The sequence below is a fragment of the Pseudomonas sp. JAI120 genome, from assembly GCF_014207255.1.
In the GTDB taxonomy this organism is placed as follows: Bacteria; Pseudomonadota; Gammaproteobacteria; order Pseudomonadales; family Pseudomonadaceae; genus Aquipseudomonas.
Genome location: NZ_JACHCZ010000001.1, coordinates 1,313,890 through 1,330,457 on the forward strand (window position 1 = coordinate 1,313,890; position 16,568 = coordinate 1,330,457).

Below are 16,568 nucleotides of genomic sequence, written 5' to 3' on the forward strand. Positions count from 1 at the left end.
AATTCTCTCGTTTAACTGTCAGCTCTGCGCAACTGCGCTCCGAACTTTCCTGGCTGGAACCTAAGCATGAAACGCCCTCGCCCTGCCCGACGCGCCTTGCTAGCTATTGCGTGCCTGATTCCCATCATCGCCGTCGCCGCCTGGCAGGTATTGCCGACGGGGGGTGAGACCCTGACCACCGTTACCGTCACCCGCGGCAATATCGAAAACAGCGTCACGGCCCTGGGCACCCTGCAACCGCGCCGGTATGTCGACGTGGGCGCCCAGGCGTCCGGACAGATTCGCAAGATCCACGTCGAAGCCGGCGACCAGGTCCAGGAAGGCCAATTGCTGGTGGAGATCGACCCCTCGACGCAAAAAGCCAAGCTCGACGCCAGCCGCTATGCCATCGAAAACCTCAAGGCGCAGCTGCAGGAGCAGAAAGCCCAGCACGCACTGGCGCGCCAGAAGTACCAGCGCCAACAGCGCCTGGCCGCCGGCAACGCCACCCGCGAGGAGGATGTGCAAACCGCCAAGGCCGAATTGAGCGCCACCCAGGCCCGAGTCGATATGTTCCAGGCGCAGATTCTCCAGGCCCAGGCCAGCCTGCGCAGCGATGAAGCGGAACTGGGCTATACGCGCATCTACGCACCGATGACCGGCACCGTGGTGGCGGTGGATGCGCGGGTCGGCCAGACCCTCAACGCCCAGCAGCAGACCCCGCTGATCCTGCGGATCGCCAAGTTGTCGCCGATGACCGTGTGGGCGGAAGTCTCGGAAGCCGACATCGGCCACGTCAAACCCGGCATGACCGCCTATTTCACCACCCTCAGCGGCGGCAACCGGCGCTGGTCCAGTACCGTGCGGCAGATCCTGCCGATCCCGCCCAAGCCGCTGAATGAAACCCAGGGCAGCGGCAGCCCCAACAGTTCCAGCAAGAGCGGCAGCGGGCGCGTGGTGCTGTACACCGTGCTGCTGGACGTGGACAACAGCGACAACGCGCTGATGGCCGAAATGACCACCCAGGTATTCTTCGTCGCCAGCCAGGTCAAGGATGTCCTCACCGCACCGGTGGCCGCGCTGCTGGGCACCTCAAGTGCCGACAAACAGATCGCCCGCGTGGTCGCCACCAACGGCCGCATCGAAGAACGTGAAGTGCACCTGGGCATCAGCGATCGCCTGCGGGTCGAAGTGCTCGACGGCCTGCACGAAGGCGATCACCTGCTGATCGGCCCGGCCGACGGCAACGGGGGTTGAGGTGACCACACCCCTGATCGAACTCAAGAACATCCGCAAATCCTACGGCGGTGGCGACAGCCCGCAGGTTGACGTGTTGCGCGGCATCGACCTGTCGATCCATGCCGGGGAATTTGTCGCCATCGTCGGCGCTTCCGGTTCCGGCAAGTCCACGCTGATGAATATCCTCGGTTGCCTCGACCGCCCAAGCACAGGCGAGTACCTGTTCGCGGGGGAAAACGTCGCCCACCTGGACAGCGACGAACTGGCCTGGCTGCGCCGCGAGGCGTTCGGCTTTGTGTTCCAGGGCTACCACCTGATCCCCTCGGGCTCGGCCCAGGAGAACGTCGAGATGCCGGCGATCTATGCCGGCATCAGCGCTACCGAGCGCCATGCCCGCGCCCACGCCCTGCTCACCCGCCTGGGCCTGGCCGAGCGCACCGGCAACCGTCCGCACCAGTTGTCCGGCGGTCAGCAACAGCGCGTCTCGATTGCCCGCGCGCTGATGAACGGCGGCCACATCATCCTGGCGGATGAACCCACCGGCGCCCTCGACAGCCACAGCGGCGCCGAGGTGATGACCCTGCTCGATGAACTCGCGAGCCAGGGCCATGTGGTGATCCTGATCACCCACGACCGTGAAGTGGCGGCGCGGGCCAACCGCATTATCGAGATTCGCGATGGCCTGATCATCAGTGACTCGGCCGATGACGGTGCCGCGCCCCCACCGGCCACCGGCGGCGCGTTGCAAGCCGTGGACCTGCGCCAGCGCCTGGCCGACGGCGCCGAACACAACGGTGCCTGGAGGGCCGAACTGGTGGACGCCGTCCAGGCTGCGTGGCGGGTGATGTGGATCAACCGCTTCCGCACCGCACTGACCCTGCTGGGGATCATCATCGGCGTGGCCTCGGTGGTGGTGATGCTGGCGGTCGGGGAAGGCAGCAAGCGCCAGGTCATGGCGCAGATGGGGGCGTTCGGCTCCAACATTATCTACCTCAGTGGATCATCGCCCAACCCGCGCACGCCGCTGGGTATCGTGACCCTCGACGACGTCCACGCACTGGCGGCATTACCCCAGGTCCAGCGCATCATGCCGGTCAACGGCAGTGAGGCCGGGGTGCGCTTCGGCAACGTCGACTACATGGCCTATGTGGGCGGCAATGACACCAACTTCCCGGTGATTTTCAACTGGCCGGTGGTCGAGGGCAGTTACTTCACCGCGGCCGACGAGCGCGCCGCCGCCACCGTGGCGGTGATCGGTCACCGTGTGCGTGAAAAGCTGTTCAAGGGTGAGGTCGACCCCATCGGCCAATACATCCTGATTGAGAACGTCCCGTTCCAGGTGATCGGCGTGCTGGCGGAAAAAGGCGCCAGCTCCGGCAACAAGGACAGTGATGACCGTATCGCCATCCCCTACACCGCCGCCAGCGTGCGCCTGTTCGGCAGCTACAACCCCGAATACGTGGTGATTGCCGCCGCCGATGCGCGCAAGGTCCGCGAGGCCGAGGTGGCCATCGACCAGTTGATGCAAAAGCTGCACAACGGCAAGCGCGACTACGAGCTGACCAACAACGCGGCGATGATCCAGGCCGAGGCGCGCACCCAGAACACCCTCTCGCTGATGCTCGGCTCGATTGCCGCGATTTCCCTGCTGGTAGGCGGCATTGGCGTGATGAACATCATGCTGATGACCGTGCGCGAACGCACCCGCGAGATCGGCATCCGCATGGCCACCGGCGCGCGCCAGCGCGACATCCTGCGCCAGTTCCTGACCGAGGCGGTGATGCTGTCGGTGGTCGGCGGCCTGTGTGGCATTGCCCTGGCCCTGCTGGTGGGCGGCGTGCTGGTGCTGGCCCAGGTGGCGGTGCAGTTTTCCCTGGTGGCGGTGCTTGGCGCATTCGGTTGCGCGTTGGTCACCGGCGTCGTATTCGGCTTCATGCCGGCCCGTAAAGCTGCCCGGCTCGATCCGGTTAAGGCGTTGACCAGTGAATAAACGATCCATCCCCGCGCACCTGCCCGCACTCGGCCTGTGCCTGCTGCTCACGGCCTGCGCCGGTGACCCGTCCGCCGTGGACAGCGGTATCGCGCCGCCGGCCGCCTGGCAGTTCGCCGAGCGCGACGCCGCCCAGGCCACCAACCAGCGCTGGTGGACGCAGTTCGGCAGCCCACGGTTGAACAGGCTGGTCGACCAGGCCCGGCGTGACAGCTTCGACGTGGCCGCCGCCATGGCACGCGTGCGCCAGGCCCAGGCCAGTGCGGTGATTGCCGGGGCGCCACTGTTGCCCGAGGTGAAGTTCAACCTCGCCACCAGCCACCAGAAACTGCTGCACGGCCCGGGCGGACCGGACCTGGACGCCTCGCAAAGCGATGACGCCGTCGACAATTTCGGTGTCAACCTTACCGCCAGTTATGAGGTGGACTTCTGGGGCGGCCGCGCCGCTGCCCGTGACAGCGCCCTGCACAGCCTGCGCGCCAGCGAGTTCGACCAGGCCACCGTGGAGCTGACCTTGCTCAGCAGCGTAGCCGACCGCTACGCGCAAACCCTCGCGGCCCGCCAGCGCCAGCAGATCGCCGAGTTGAACCTGGCCAATGCGCGTAACGTGCTCGACCTGGTGCAGACCCGCTACGACGCAGGCTCCGCCACGGCCCTGGAACTGGCCCAGCAGAAAAGCCTGGTGGCCAGCCAGCAACGCCAACTGCCGTTGATTCAACAACTGGCCGAAGAATCCCAGATCACCCTTGCCGCCCTCCTCGGCCAGCCGGTTCAGGCCCTGGACCTGGGCGCCGAACCTTTCCAGGACCTGACCTGGCCAACCATCGGTGCCGGCATGCCCAGCCAGCTGCTCAGCCGCCGGCCGGACATCGCCAAGGCCGAGGCCCAACTGGCGGCAGCCCAGGCGGACGTCACCGTGGCCCGCGCCGCCATGCTGCCGGCCCTGACCCTCGGCGCCACACTCGGCTCCGACGCCTACAAGGCCCTGGACGTCCTGCGCAGCCCCTACTACACACTGACGGCCGGCCTGGTCGGGCCGATCTTCAACAACGGCCGTTTAAGCGCCGAGCGCGACAAAGCGCGCGCCCGCCAGGATGAGCTGTTGCAAACCTACCGAGGCGCGATCATCAATGGCTTTGCCGATGTGGAAAAAGCCCTCAGCAGCATCACGCGCCTGGACCAGCAGCGCCAATGGCAAACGGAAGAACTGCAACAGGCCCAAACCGCCTTCCAGATCGCCGAAAGCCGCTACCAGGCGGGTGCCGAAGACTTGCTCACGGTGCTGGAAACCCAGCGCACCCTGTATGCCGCCCAGGACTTGAACGTGCAATTGCGACTGTCGCGCCTGCAGGCCAGCATCGCGCTGTACAAGGCATTGGGCGGCGGTTGGAAAACCAAAATCTGATAAACAAAACTCCAATTTCGTACACGAGTCGTCTACCGCCCCTACATTCTTCGCCCCAGGTTCCTTGGTAAAAAATGCCGCTATCACACGGCTGCCAGGGACCACTGGATGAATGTTGCAAAATACCTCGCGTGCGGCTGTTTCTGGTTGATGGCAAACCTTGGCCAGGCAGAGCCACTGATCAAACCCACCGCCATTGATTGGCTGCTCGACTGCCCCCTTCCCGCCGCCGAACGGCTGGACCCCGAGGTGCTGTCGCGCACCCAGTGTGGCATCGTGACCGTACCGCGCAATTACGCGGCGCCGCGTCAAGGCAGCATCCGTCTCTACCTGACCCGTGTGGGCGCCCGCGAGCCGCTGAACCGCGCCGGCCTGGTCTTCGCCCAGGCCGGCAACGCCTCGAGAAGCAACACCGGCGGCACCTTCGCCATTCAGTTGGCCAGCCGCTGGGGCGACTACTCCACTCAGGCTTACCGCAGGCTGCTCAATTACTATGACGTCATCGAACTCAGCCCCCGCGACCTCAAGCACGACAAAAGCGTCGAACAGGCCGCACGGGACATGGAGTTCGTACGTGCCCAACTGGGCGATGCGCAACTGCTTTACCTGGGCAATGCTGACGCCTCGCGGCTGGGCAACCGCTACGGGACGCTGTATCCGGAACGCGTCGCGCGCATGGTCCTGGTCAATGCCCCATACGGAGAAAAGGCCGCACCCTTGGTCGAACAGCTGCACCTCAAGGAGGCGGCTCAGACGGGGACCAGCGGCTGCGTCAGCCAGTGGGTCGGCGACTTCCTGGCCTATGGCAAGCAACCACCCCCTTCTACGCGCTGCCTGGATTCGGGTAATTGGGAGTAGGGCGTCATTTACGACCTGTTGCCGCCGAAAACGACACCCTGCGTTGACGCTCCGTCTCAATCGTTATTAAGTGCTATTTATCCGCATTAATACGATAAATCGACCCCATGCTGACTCGCCCGCTACGCCGCAAACGCCAGAAGCTGTCCGACGTGATTGTCGAGTCGGTCAAGCGCTCCATCGTCACCGACGCCTTGAAGCCCGGCGACCGCCTGCCCACCGAGCGTGAGCTGATGGAAAGCTTCCAGTGCTCCAAGGGCTCGGCCCGTGAAGCGCTCAAGGCCCTGGAGGTCGAGGGGCTGGTGAGTACCCGCACCGGCCCCAGCGGCGGTGCCTACCTGAACCAGGCCGGCACTGAACCCGCCAGCCGTGCCCTGCGTAACTACCTGCACTTTCAGCACCTGGATGGCGAGCAGGTGTACCAATTGCGCAAGGTCATCGAAGTGGAGCTGGCGGTGTCAGTGCTCGGGCGCCTGAGTGAAGACGACTACCAGGCCCTGCAGGACAACGTGGATTTCTGCAGCGCTCCCGAAGACAGCGAAGCCGGCCAGCGCGAGCAACGCCTGGCGGAACTGGAGTTTCATAACCTGCTGGCCAAGGCCTGCCCCAACCCGTTGCTGAGCTTTATGGCGCAGTTTCTCAACGATCTGCTGCGCGACCTGGTGGTGCTGAAAAAAGCCTACAAGCCCAAGCGCAAGCAGTTCGACGCCGCCAACCTCGACTATCACAAGCAACTGCTGAGCGCCTTTCGCGCCGGGGATGAGGGCGCGGTACGCAGCCTGATGCATGAACATATGTGCGACGCCGAACACCATATGACCGCGCTGGAAGGCCAGGTCAGCCCGCACTTTCTACTGGAGTTCGATCACTCTTAAGAACACCCCCTCCCACAGTTGACTGCATTACAAACCGCACATTGCGTTACCCCAATAACAGGCCTGCCCACAGGCCCTGCTCCACCGTATCGCCATTGCTACTCCTGCCAATAACTAAACCAGGGAGTCACCCCATGCAGCGTCGTACGTTATTGAAAGCCAGTCTTACTGCGGCCGCCGCCCTCAGCCTTCCGCTGAGCGTACGGTCCGCATTCGCCGCCGAGCCCTTTACCTTTTACGGCCTCAAGTCCATGTCCGGCGCCTTTGCCAGCTATGGCAAGTTTGCCGACATGGGTTCGCGCCTGGCGGTGGCACAACACACCGAGCTCCTGGGCCGCCCATTGAACTACAAGGTCATCGACACCGAGGGCAACGCCGGCAAAGCCGTACGCAAGGTACAGGAGGCAATCCAGCAGGACGGCGCGCGGTTCTTCCAGGGCTGCACGCTGTCGTCGTCGGCGCTGGCGGTGGCCAAGGAAGTCGACAAGGTCGGCGGTGTATTCATGACCCCGGTCGGGGCCGATGAAGTCACCGGCAAAGACTGCAACCACGCCACGTTCCGCTGGTCGGTGCCTACCTACGGCGCCATCCGCGAAACCATGGTGCCGCTGATCAAACTGCTGCCGGACGCCAAGCGCTGGTACACCATCACGCCACAATATGTGTTCGGCGAAGCGCTGCTCGAAGGCGCCAGAAACGTGCTCAAGGAACACGGCCTGGAACACGTCGGCAACAGCTACCACTCGCTGCAGGAACAGGAATTCTCCGGCTACCTCACCAATGCCATTTCCACCAAGCCGGATGTGCTGGTGTTGCTCAACTTTGGCAGCCAATCGTCCAACACCCTGCGCCAGGCGGTGAACTTCGGCATCAAGGAGCGCATGAAAGTGCTGTTGGTGTGGTCCGCCGGACTCGACCAGTTCCAGGAACTGGGCAGCGACATCCTCGAAGGCGTGTACCTCGGCGCGCAGTACTGGCATCAGGTCGACACCCCGCTCAACCGCGAGCTGGTCAAGCTGACCCAGGCCAAGTACGGCATCAACCCCACCTACCCGTTGGCCGCCGACTACATCAGCACCAAAGTCATGCTCGACACCATCATCGCCACCGGCAGCTTCGACGGGCCGACCGTGGCCAAGGCCATGCAGGGCCTGAGTTTCGAAGGCCCCACCGGCAAAGAGTCGATTCGCGCCGGCGACCACCAGGTGATCAAGGACTACTACCTGCTGGTCGGCAAGGCCGCCGGCGACATGGCCGACAAGGATGACCTGGCCAAGGTGCTCAACGCCGGCCAGTCATTCCCGCCGGTGGAAGCCACGGGCTGTACGCTCGCCTGATCCGCTAAAACTTCACCGGTTGTACACGGCAGGGCCGCCCCGGCGGCCACCTGTTCGAGGGTTTCTGCATGCTTAATCTTTACCTGTTCCAGATACTCAACGGCCTTGGATTGGGGATGATCTACTTCCTGATCGCGGTCGGGCTGACGATCATTTTCGGCCTGCTCAACTTCGTCAACTTCGCCCACGGCGCGTTCTTCCTGCTGGGCGCCTACATCTGCTACACCGCCGTGAGCCTCACCGGCAGCTTCTGGCTGGCGCTGTTGATTGCGCCGCTGGTGGTGGCCGCGTTGGCCTGGGTGATCGAGCGTGTATTGATCCAGCGGATCTATCACTTGCCGCACATGTTCCAGATCCTGGTCACGCTGGGCATCGCGCTGATCATCCAGGAAGCCAGCGTGATGATCTGGGGCCCGGTGGGCAAAAGCGTCGCCGTGCCGGAACTGCTGCGCGGCGTGCTGGTGGTGGGTGATTTCGTCTACCCGTACTACCGGCTGTTCCTGATTGTGTTTTCCGGGTTGGTTGGCCTGGGCCTGTGGCTGCTGCTGGAGCGCACGCGCTTTGGCGCCCTGGTGCGCGCCGGCAGTGAAAGCACCGAGACCGTGTCGCTGCTCGGCACGAATATCTTCCGCCTGTTCTCCATGACCTTCGCCCTCGGCGTCGGCCTGGCCGGCATGGCCGGTGTGCTGTTCGCGCCGTTGCGCGGCGCCCAGCCGTTCGTGGGCCCGGAGATTCTCGGCATCGCCTTCGTGGTGGTGGTGATCGGCGGCATGGGCTCGTTCAGCGGTGCACTGGTCGGCGGTTTACTGGTGGGCGTGGTGCAAAGCCTGATGACCACACTCTGGCCCCAAGGCGCGAGCCTGATGATCTACGGCGCCATGGCCGTGGTGATTCTGGTGCGTCCTTACGGCCTGTTTGGGAGAGCCTGACATGAGCGAGAAAAATCCCCTGCCGTTTGCCAAAACGCAATCGCGCGCCATGTTGCTGTGGGTAGTGGCGGTGCTGATCGGCCTGCCCTTGATATTGCCCTCGGCGACCCTGGCCACCGAGATCCTGATCTTCGCCATGGCGGCCCTGGCCTGCAACCTGTTGCTGGGCTACACCGGGCTGCTGTCATTCGGCCAAGGCATCTTCTTTGGTGCCGGCGCCTACTGCGCGGCGCTGCTGATGATCCACCTGCAACTGGGTTTGTTCACCGCGTTGCTCGGCGCTGCCGTCGCCGGTGGTTTCCTGGCCCTGCTGGTGGGCGCCCTGGCGATCCGACGCACCGGCATCTACTTCGTGATGCTCACGTTGGCGTTCAGCCAGATGGCCTACTTCGTCGCCTACACCTTGAGCGACTGGACCGGCGGCGACAACGGCCTGCTCAGCGTGCCACGCCCCGAGATTCGCCTCGGTGACACCGTGCTGCTGTCCCTGGCCGACGCCCGTGCGTTCTATGGCTTTGTCGCGGTGCTGTTCCTGTTGATCTTCGTTGGCGCACGCCGGGTGATCGCCTCGCCGTTCGGCAGCACGCTGATGGCCATCCGCGAAAACGAAACCCGCGCCTCGGCCATCGGCTACGACACGCGGCATTTCAAGATCCTGGTGTTCGTGCTGTCCGGCGCAGTCACCGGGATTGCCGGGGCGCTGTACGCCATGCTGCTGCACTTTGTACCGCTGTCGAATATCGACCTGGCGATGTCCGAGAACATCCTGATCATGACCATTGTCGGCGGCACCGGTTCGCTGTTCGGCTCGTTGCTGGGTGCCGGTTCCATCGTACTGCTGGGGGATTTTCTCTCCGACCTGTGGCCGCGCTGGCTGATGTTGCTGGGGGTGATTTTGATCCTGGTGGTGATCTTCATGCGCGGCGGTTTGTGGGGCGGCCTGGCCGCGTTGTTCGAGCGCGTGCGCGGCAGTCGCAAGGCAGACGTCGTCGCCAAGGAGGAAGGGCTATGAGCATCCTGCTGGAAACCCAAGACCTGGAACTGGCCTATGGCGCGTTCCGGGCAGTGAACGGCGTGAACCTCAAGGTCGAAGCCGGCACCATCCACACCATCATCGGTCCCAACGGCGCGGGCAAGACCAGCCTGTTCCACTGCCTGACCGGTGAACGCCAGGCCACGGCCGGGGCGATTCATTTCGACGGCAGGAACCTGATGCGCAAGCCGGCCCACGGCCGCGTCGGCCTGGGCATGGCGCGCTCGTTCCAGCTCACCAGCCTGTTCCAGAACCTCAGCGTGCGCGAGAACCTGCGCCTCGCTGCCCAGGGCCGCGACGGTGCACGTGCGCTGAATTTCTGGCGCCGCGTGGACAGCAAGCGCGAACATCTGGAGATGGCCGACCAGGTGCTCGAACGCCTGCAACTTACCGCCCGCGCCGAGACGCTGGCCGGCGAGTTGTCCCACGGCCAGCAACGGGTGCTGGAGGTGGGCATGTCGATCTGCTCCAAGCCGAAACTGTTGATGCTCGACGAGCCCACCTCGGGCATGGGCATCGATGACATCCCGATCATGACCCAACTGATCAGCGACCTCGGCCGCGACCACACGGTGCTGTTGATCGAACACAACATGAGCATCGTCATGTCCATCAGCCAACGCATCACGGTGATGAGCCACGGGCAGATCCTGGTGGAAGGCACGCCGGAGTTCGTGCGTGCCGATGAACGCGTGCGCAGTGCTTATCTTGGGGAGGCCGCCTGATGCTGATCGTCGAGAATATCCATTCCTACTACGACAAGAGCCACGTGCTTGAAGGCGTGTCGCTGAGCGTCAACCCCGGCGAACTGGTGACCCTGCTCGGGCGCAACGGTGCCGGCAAGACCACCACCCTGCGCAGCATCCTTGGGATTATTTGTCCGCGCCAAGGGCAGATCCATTTCAACGGCCAGGCACTGGTGGGTCGGAAGATTTTTGAGATCGCCCGCCAGGGCCTGGCGCTGGTGCCGGAGAATCGCGGGATCTTCCGCCTGCTGAGCGTCGAGGAAAACCTGCGCATCGCCGTCCGCAAGACCAGCCGCTGGCAGCTCGAAGACGTGTACGGCATGTTCCCGCGCCTCAAGGAGCGGCGCAAGAACGCCGGCCATGCGCTCTCCGGCGGCGAGCAACAGATGCTCGCCATCGCCCGCGCCCTGCTCAATGATCCAAAACTGTTGATCCTCGACGAACCCACCGAAGGCCTGGCCCCGGTGATCGTCGACGAGCTGGTGAAGATCCTGCGCAAGGTCAAGGACGACGGCCTGCCGGTGCTGCTGGTGGAACAGAACCTGATGGTCTGCGACAAGCTCGCCGACCGCCATTACGTCCTCGAACAGGGCCGCGTGGTCTACGAGGGCAGCGCCGCCGCCTTCCGCGCCGACCCGACGATCAAGAACCGCTACCTGGCGCTGAGCGCCTGACGGGAGATTGCAGATGAACAGTTTTGCGCAACCGCTCCAGAGCAACGCCCCGCTGATCAACCGCGACCGCCTGTGGCAATCGCTGATGGACCTGGCGCAACTGGGCGCCACGGTCAAGGGCGGCGTGTGCCGCCTGGCCCTCACCGACCTGGACCGCCAGGCCCGTGATCTGTTTGTACAGTGGTGCGAGGCAGCCGGGTGCAGCGTCAGTGTCGACGCTATCGGCAATATTTTCGCCCGTCGCCCTGGGCGCAATCCGGCCCTGCCGCCGGTGATGACCGGCAGCCATATCGACACCCAGCCCACCGGTGGCAAGTTCGATGGTTGCTACGGCGTGATGGCCGGGCTGGAAGTGATACGGACCCTCAATGACTTGAAGATCGAGACCGAAGCGCCGCTCGAAGTGGTGGTGTGGACCAACGAAGAAGGCTCGCGTTTCCCGCCGTGCATGATGGGCTCCGGGGTATTTGCCGGTAAGTTCGACTTGCAGGATACCCTCGACAAACGCGACGACCAGGGCCTGTCGGTGGGCGCTGAATTGCAGCGCATCGGCTATGCCGGTTCGCGCGCGGTGTTGGGCCACCCGGTCGGCGCGTATTTCGAAGCGCATATCGAGCAAGGCCCGGTGCTGGAAGACCAGGCCACCACCATTGGCGTGGTGATGGGTTGCCTGGGCCAGAAGTGGTTCGACCTGACCCTCACCGGCGTGGAAGCCCACGCCGGCCCGACGCCCATGCACCTGCGCAAGGACGCCCTGGTCGGCGCCGCCGAGGTGGTCAGCGCGGTCAACCGCATCGCTCATCAGCAACAACCTCACGCCTGCGGCACCGTCGGCTGCCTGAGCCTGCACCCGGGCTCGCGCAATGTGATTCCCGGCCAGGTGCACATGACCATCGACCTGCGCCACCTGCATGCCGATAAGCTGCAAGCCATGGTCGATGAAGTGTGCGACGTGATCGAAACCACAGCCGCCCGGCACGGGTTGATCTTCGAACTGACGCCCACCGCCGATTTCCCACCGCTGGATTTCAACCCGGCCTGCGTCACTGCCGTGCGCGAGGGTGCCCAGGCCTTGGGTTTGAGCCATATGGACATCGTCAGCGGCGCCGGGCATGACGCGATTTTCGTCGCCGAACTGGGCCCGGCCGGAATGATCTTTGTGCCGTGCGAAGGCGGCATCAGCCACAACGAAATCGAGAACGCCGCGCCGGATGACCTGGCGGCCGGTTGCGCGGTATTGCTGCGCGCCATGGTCAATGCTGCGCAGGGAGACAGGGCATGAGTGAGATGGGCCAACTGACAGCGGTGCAACTGCTGGAGCATTTCCGTAACAAGACCTTATCGCCGGTGGACGTCGCCGAAGATGCGCTGCTGCGTATCGAGCGCTACAACCCGGTGGTCAACGCCTACTGCCATGTGGACCCCGAGGGTGCGCTGCGCGCCGCGCGGGCGTCGGAGCAACGCTGGTTGAAGGGTGAGCCCTGCGGTGCCCTGGATGGCGTGCCCGCATCGATCAAAGACCTGACGCTGACGATCGGCATGCCCACCCGCAAGGGCTCACGCACCTCGTCGGCCGAGGGGCCGTGGGACGCCGACGCGCCCTTCCCGGCCTTTATGCGCAAGGCCGGCGCGGTGCTGCTGGGCAAGACCACCACCCCGGAGTTCGGCTGGAAAGGCGTCACCGACAACCCGCTGTACGGCATCACGCGCAACCCGTGGGACACCCGCACCACCGCGGGCGGCTCATCCGGCGGTGCGGGCGCGGCAGCCGCGTTGAACCTGGGTGTGCTGCACCAGGGCAGCGATGCCGGCGGCTCGATCCGCATCCCCTGCGCGTTTACCGGCACCTTCGGGATCAAGCCGACGTTCGGCTACGTGCCGCAATGGCCGGCCAGTTCGATGACCATCCTCTCGCACCTGGGGCCGATGACCCGCACCGTGGAAGACAGCGTGTTGATGCTGCAAGCCGTCGCACAACCGGATGCGCGGGATGGCCTGATCGGTGCGCCGAGGACCACCCCATGGCTCACGCCGCAGACGGATTTGAAAGGCCTGCGCGTGGCCTACAGCCCAACGTTTGGCTACGTGGATGTCGACCCGCAGGTGGCCAGGGTAGTCGCCCAGGCAGTCGAAGGCCTGGTGCAGTTGGGTGCCCATGTCGAGCAGATCGACCCTGGTTTCAGCGACCCGCTGGAGGTGTTCAGCACCTTGTGGGCGGCGGGCGCGGCACGCCTGACCGGATCCATGAGCGACGCGCAGAAACAGCTGCTGGACCCTGGGCTGCTGCGCATTGCCCAGCGTGGCGAGCGGTTGAGCCTGGATGACTTCAACGCGGCCCTCGAAGCCCGCGCTGCACTGGTGGCCCGGATGGCAGCGTTCCACGAGCACTACGACGTGCTGGTGTCGCCGATGATGCCGATCACCGCGTTCGAGGCCGGGCACAACGTACCGCCCGGTTCCGGGATGCAGGAATGGACCGAGTGGACGCCGTTCACCTACCCCTTCAATCTCACCCAGCAGCCGGCAGCGTCGGTGCCGTGCGGCTTGGCGGCGAATGGTTTGCCGGTGGGGTTGCATGTGGTGGGCGCGCGGTTTGCCGATGAGCACGTGTTGCGAGTGTGCCGGGTGTATGCCAAGGCGTTTCCGACCCGGCACTTACAGACACCGATCACCCCAACACCGTAGATCCAATTGTGGGGAGGAGCTTGCTCCTTCCCACATTTTCTGACCGCATTCCAATCCCCTGCCTCTACAATGTCCGCATTCATCCCCGGGGGCTTCATGGACATCGAACTGGCACGCACCTTCCTGGAAATTTCCCGCTGCGGCAGCCTGGCCGCCGCCGCCGAGAAATTGCACGTCACCCAGACCGCCATCACCGCACGCGTCAAAAACCTGGAAAACCAGCTGGGCTGTACGCTGTTCGTGCGCAACCGCGCTGGTGCGCGCCTGACCGCCGATGGCGAGGCATTTGTGGCGTACGCCAACCAGTTGCTGCAAACCTGGGAAGCCGCGCGCCGCGACCTGCCGTTGCCCGACGGCTATCGCAATGTGCTGCATATCGGCGGTGAAGTCAGCCTGTGCAACCCGCTGATGCTCGGTTGGGCCCGGGCCCTGCGCGAACAGATTCCCGGGCATGCCCTGCGTACCGAAGTGCGTGAAGGTGAATACCTGCTGCGGCAACTGGAGCTCGGCGTACTCGATGCGGCGCTGGTGTTCCAGCCGCAGTACTGGCCGGGGTTGCAGGTGGAGCAGGTGCTGGAAGAAAAGCTGATCCTGGTGCAGTTGGTGAGCAAACCGGACCCGTACGTCTACATCGACTGGGGCCCGGGTTTCCGCCAGCAGCACGACGCCGCCCTGCCCGACAGGGCTCGCGCTGCGGTGAGTTTCAACCTCGGGCCGCTGGCGTTGCAGTACATCCTCGAACAGGGCGGTGCGGGCTATTTCCGCACACGCGTGGTGCAAAGCTACCTGGACAGCGGCGTGATGCAGCGCGTGCCCAAGGCCCCTGAGTTCAGTTTCCCGACGTTCCTGGTGTACTCACGGGCGCGGGATTCGGCGGTGTTGCAACAGGCGCTGGGGCTGCTGCGTGAAGTGGTCAAGGCCGAGAGTGACTGGTCGCAGCGCTGGGACCCGCTGATTTGAATCACCGTATGTCGCCGCGCATGCTAGCCTGCGGGTGTGTCCTCTCGCAGCCTTACCGATGAACAAGAAAAAGTCCGTCACCATCAGCGACATCGCCAAACGCGTCGGCATGACCACCATCACCGTGTCCCGGGCGTTGAGCAAACCTGACCTGGTCAAACCGGCCACCCTGGCGCGCATTCTCGACGTAGCACGCGAACTCGACTACGTGCCCAACGCCTTCGCCCGCGGGCTCAAGCGCAGTGAAAGCCTGATCATCGGCGTGATCACCGCGTCAGTGGACAACCCGTTCTACAGCGAGATGATCAAGGCGATTTCCCGCGAGGCCAAACAGCACGGCTACACCATCATGCTGGTGGACACCGATGAGCTGGAGGAGTTGGAAAGCAAGGCGGTCGATACCCTGCTGGGCTACCGCGTGGCGGGGATCATCCTGTCGCCGGTCTCCGACGAGCCGAGCTACCAACCCGATTACCTGGAGCGCCTGGGCAACGGCAAGACCCCGGTGGTACTGCTCGATCGCACGATCCACGACAGCCCGTTCAGCCGCGTGGTGCTCGACAACTACCACAGCGGCATCCAGGCTGCACATTACCTGCTGCGCCAAACGCCCGATCTCAAGCGCCTGCTGGTACTGACCGGCCCCGAGCATTCGCGCATCACCGTCGAACGCCTCAAGGGCCTGCGTGAAGTACTGGCCGAACACCCGCAGGTGCAAGTGCAGGTGCAAGCCGGCGACTACACGCTGATGCCCTCTTACCTGCACACCCTCGACTACCTCGCCGAACACTCGGCGCCGGATGCGATCATGGGTTTCAACCAGTTGATCACCCTGGGTGCCCTGCGCGCCCTGCGCATGCACAACATCCCCCATGACAGCCTGACCATCTGCGGCATCGACCGCCTGCCCTTCGCCGATATCTTCGGCGTACCGATTGCGTGCGTGGCCCACGACGCCTCGCTGGCCGGCAGCAGCGCGGTACGGCTGCTGCTCGACCGCCTGGAAGACCCGCACAAACCACGGGACAAGGCGGTGATCGCCGGCAAGTTGGAGAACGGCTAGCGGCTGGTGTAGCCACCGTCGATCGGCAGACTCACGCCGCTGATCATGCTGGCGGCATCGCTGAGCAGGAACAGCACGGGTAACGCCACTTCCACGGTCTCGGCAAAGCGTCCCAGGGGGATTGCCGCCAATGCAGGATCACGCCTGGCCGGGTCGGACCAGGCCATGGTGGCCATCGGCGTGAGCGTCACCGTGGGGTTGACGCTGTTCACGCGAATGCCAAAGCGGCCCCATTCGGCGCACTGCACACGGGTGATCGAATCCAGTGCCGCCTTGGAGGCGCAGTAGCTGAGGTGGTCGTCCAGCGCGACCAACGAGGCTTGGCTGGAGATGTTGACAATGCTGCCGGCGATGTTCGCTTCGATCATTTTGGCCGCCACACGACTGGCCACCTGGGCGGCGGCGCGGGCGTTGACCTGCATGACCTGATCAAAGGCTTCTGCACTGATGGAGGCGGCGGGCTCCAGGCGCGAGATGCCCGCGCAGTTAACCAGGCCGTGCAACGGCGGCAAGTTTTGCAGGGCGTTGTCGAGGGCGGTGCTGTCGGCGATGTCCAGGCACAGGGTGTGGCAGCCCAGTTGCGACAGGGAATTGGCGTCGCGGCCGAGGGCAAAAACTTCGGCACCGCTGGCGATCAGTTGCCGGGCAATTTCGCGGCCGATGCCACTGCTGGCGCCAGTGACGAGAATGCGTTGGTGGGTGAAGTTGAAGACTGCGTTCATGATCACTATTCCCTAGGCGATAAAGATCCCCTGTGGGAGTGAGCAAGCCCGCTCCCACATTTTTGGACCGTGT

General features: G+C 64.3%; 15 protein-coding genes. 14 read left to right on the forward strand and 1 reads right to left on the reverse strand.

Annotation, left to right across the window (positions count from 1 at the left end):
• Positions 1-66 precede the first annotated feature (66 nt).
• From HDC32_RS06030 to HDC32_RS06095, 14 genes are all read left to right on the forward strand, one after another.
• Positions 67-1,236, forward strand: coding sequence for an efflux RND transporter periplasmic adaptor subunit (locus tag HDC32_RS06030; RefSeq protein WP_131698187.1), 1,170 nt, complete (start codon positions 67-69; stop codon positions 1,234-1,236).
• Position 1,237: 1 nt separating this feature from the next.
• Positions 1,238-3,208 carry a MacB family efflux pump subunit gene (locus HDC32_RS06035; RefSeq protein WP_184742933.1) on the forward strand — a complete coding sequence of 657 codons (1,971 nt, stop codon included), beginning with the start codon at positions 1,238-1,240 and terminating at the stop codon, positions 3,206-3,208.
• Positions 3,201-4,613 carry an efflux transporter outer membrane subunit gene (locus tag HDC32_RS06040; protein WP_184742936.1) on the forward strand — a complete coding sequence of 471 codons (1,413 nt, stop codon included), beginning with the start codon at positions 3,201-3,203 and terminating at the stop codon, positions 4,611-4,613. The genes HDC32_RS06035 and HDC32_RS06040 overlap by 8 nt, the downstream gene beginning before the upstream one ends.
• 108 nt (positions 4,614-4,721) lie before the next feature.
• Positions 4,722-5,471: an alpha/beta fold hydrolase gene (locus HDC32_RS06045; protein ID WP_184742939.1), complete on the forward strand. Its 750-nt coding sequence runs from the start codon at positions 4,722-4,724 to the stop codon at positions 5,469-5,471.
• Between the two features lie 107 nt (positions 5,472-5,578).
• Positions 5,579-6,346, forward strand: coding sequence for a FadR/GntR family transcriptional regulator (locus tag HDC32_RS06050; RefSeq protein ID WP_131698191.1), 768 nt, complete (start codon positions 5,579-5,581; stop codon positions 6,344-6,346).
• 134 nt (positions 6,347-6,480) lie between these two features.
• Positions 6,481-7,683 (forward strand): ABC transporter substrate-binding protein, encoded by a 1,203-nt coding sequence (locus HDC32_RS06055; RefSeq protein ID WP_131698192.1) that lies wholly within the window; start codon positions 6,481-6,483, stop codon positions 7,681-7,683.
• Positions 7,684-7,751: 68 nt separating this feature from the next.
• Entirely contained in the window at positions 7,752-8,612 is an 861-nt protein-coding gene (locus HDC32_RS06060; protein ID WP_131698193.1) for a branched-chain amino acid ABC transporter permease, read from the forward strand.
• Between the two features lies 1 nt (position 8,613).
• On the forward strand, positions 8,614-9,624 hold the full coding sequence (locus HDC32_RS06065; RefSeq protein WP_184742942.1) for a branched-chain amino acid ABC transporter permease: 1,011 nt from the start codon (positions 8,614-8,616) through the stop codon (positions 9,622-9,624).
• Entirely contained in the window at positions 9,621-10,370 is a 750-nt protein-coding gene (locus HDC32_RS06070) for an ABC transporter ATP-binding protein (protein WP_184742945.1), read from the forward strand. Before HDC32_RS06065 ends, HDC32_RS06070 begins: the two co-directional genes overlap by 4 nt.
• A complete protein-coding gene (locus HDC32_RS06075; RefSeq protein ID WP_184742948.1) occupies positions 10,370-11,065 on the forward strand; it encodes an ABC transporter ATP-binding protein in 696 nt (231 codons plus the stop codon). The genes HDC32_RS06070 and HDC32_RS06075 overlap by 1 nt, the downstream gene beginning before the upstream one ends.
• Positions 11,066-11,078: 13 nt before the next feature.
• Positions 11,079-12,347 (forward strand): Zn-dependent hydrolase, encoded by a 1,269-nt coding sequence (locus tag HDC32_RS06080; RefSeq protein ID WP_145336205.1) that lies wholly within the window; start codon positions 11,079-11,081, stop codon positions 12,345-12,347.
• On the forward strand, positions 12,344-13,750 hold the full coding sequence (locus tag HDC32_RS06085; RefSeq protein WP_184742951.1) for an amidase: 1,407 nt from the start codon (positions 12,344-12,346) through the stop codon (positions 13,748-13,750). The genes HDC32_RS06080 and HDC32_RS06085 overlap by 4 nt, the downstream gene beginning before the upstream one ends.
• Positions 13,751-13,846: 96 nt before the next feature.
• On the forward strand, positions 13,847-14,710 hold the full coding sequence (locus HDC32_RS06090) for a LysR family transcriptional regulator (protein WP_131698199.1): 864 nt from the start codon (positions 13,847-13,849) through the stop codon (positions 14,708-14,710).
• Between the two features lie 58 nt (positions 14,711-14,768).
• Complete coding sequence (locus tag HDC32_RS06095; RefSeq protein WP_184742955.1) at positions 14,769-15,773, forward strand: LacI family DNA-binding transcriptional regulator; 1,005 nt, start codon at positions 14,769-14,771, stop codon at positions 15,771-15,773.
• On the opposite strand, the gene HDC32_RS06100 is transcribed toward HDC32_RS06095, so the two are convergent.
• Positions 15,770-16,495 (reverse strand): SDR family oxidoreductase, encoded by a 726-nt coding sequence (locus HDC32_RS06100; protein ID WP_184742958.1) that lies wholly within the window; start codon positions 16,493-16,495, stop codon positions 15,770-15,772. The two genes, HDC32_RS06095 and HDC32_RS06100, sit on opposite strands and share 4 nt — an antisense overlap.
• Positions 16,496-16,568: the final 73 nt, after the last annotated feature.

What these genes read in the sequence shown, in the direction of transcription:
- HDC32_RS06030 (WP_131698187.1), top strand. Translation starts at nt 67, where the DNA reads ATGAAACGCCCTCGCCCTGCCCGACGCGCCTTGCTAGCTATTGCGTGC.
- HDC32_RS06045 (WP_184742939.1), top strand. Translation starts at nt 4,722, where the DNA reads ATGAATGTTGCAAAATACCTCGCGTGCGGCTGTTTCTGGTTGATGGCA.
- HDC32_RS06050 (WP_131698191.1), top strand. Translation starts at nt 5,579, where the DNA reads ATGCTGACTCGCCCGCTACGCCGCAAACGCCAGAAGCTGTCCGACGTG.
- HDC32_RS06055 (WP_131698192.1), top strand. Translation starts at nt 6,481, where the DNA reads ATGCAGCGTCGTACGTTATTGAAAGCCAGTCTTACTGCGGCCGCCGCC.
- HDC32_RS06060 (WP_131698193.1), top strand. Translation starts at nt 7,752, where the DNA reads ATGCTTAATCTTTACCTGTTCCAGATACTCAACGGCCTTGGATTGGGG.
- HDC32_RS06065 (WP_184742942.1), top strand. Translation starts at nt 8,614, where the DNA reads ATGAGCGAGAAAAATCCCCTGCCGTTTGCCAAAACGCAATCGCGCGCC.
- HDC32_RS06070 (WP_184742945.1), top strand. Translation starts at nt 9,621, where the DNA reads ATGAGCATCCTGCTGGAAACCCAAGACCTGGAACTGGCCTATGGCGCG.
- HDC32_RS06075 (WP_184742948.1), top strand. Translation starts at nt 10,370, where the DNA reads ATGCTGATCGTCGAGAATATCCATTCCTACTACGACAAGAGCCACGTG.
- HDC32_RS06080 (WP_145336205.1), top strand. Translation starts at nt 11,079, where the DNA reads ATGAACAGTTTTGCGCAACCGCTCCAGAGCAACGCCCCGCTGATCAAC.
- HDC32_RS06085 (WP_184742951.1), top strand. Translation starts at nt 12,344, where the DNA reads ATGAGTGAGATGGGCCAACTGACAGCGGTGCAACTGCTGGAGCATTTC.
- HDC32_RS06090 (WP_131698199.1), top strand. Translation starts at nt 13,847, where the DNA reads ATGGACATCGAACTGGCACGCACCTTCCTGGAAATTTCCCGCTGCGGC.
- HDC32_RS06095 (WP_184742955.1), top strand. Translation starts at nt 14,769, where the DNA reads ATGAACAAGAAAAAGTCCGTCACCATCAGCGACATCGCCAAACGCGTC.
- HDC32_RS06100 (WP_184742958.1), bottom strand. Translation starts at nt 16,495, where the DNA reads ATGAACGCAGTCTTCAACTTCACCCACCAACGCATTCTCGTCACTGGC.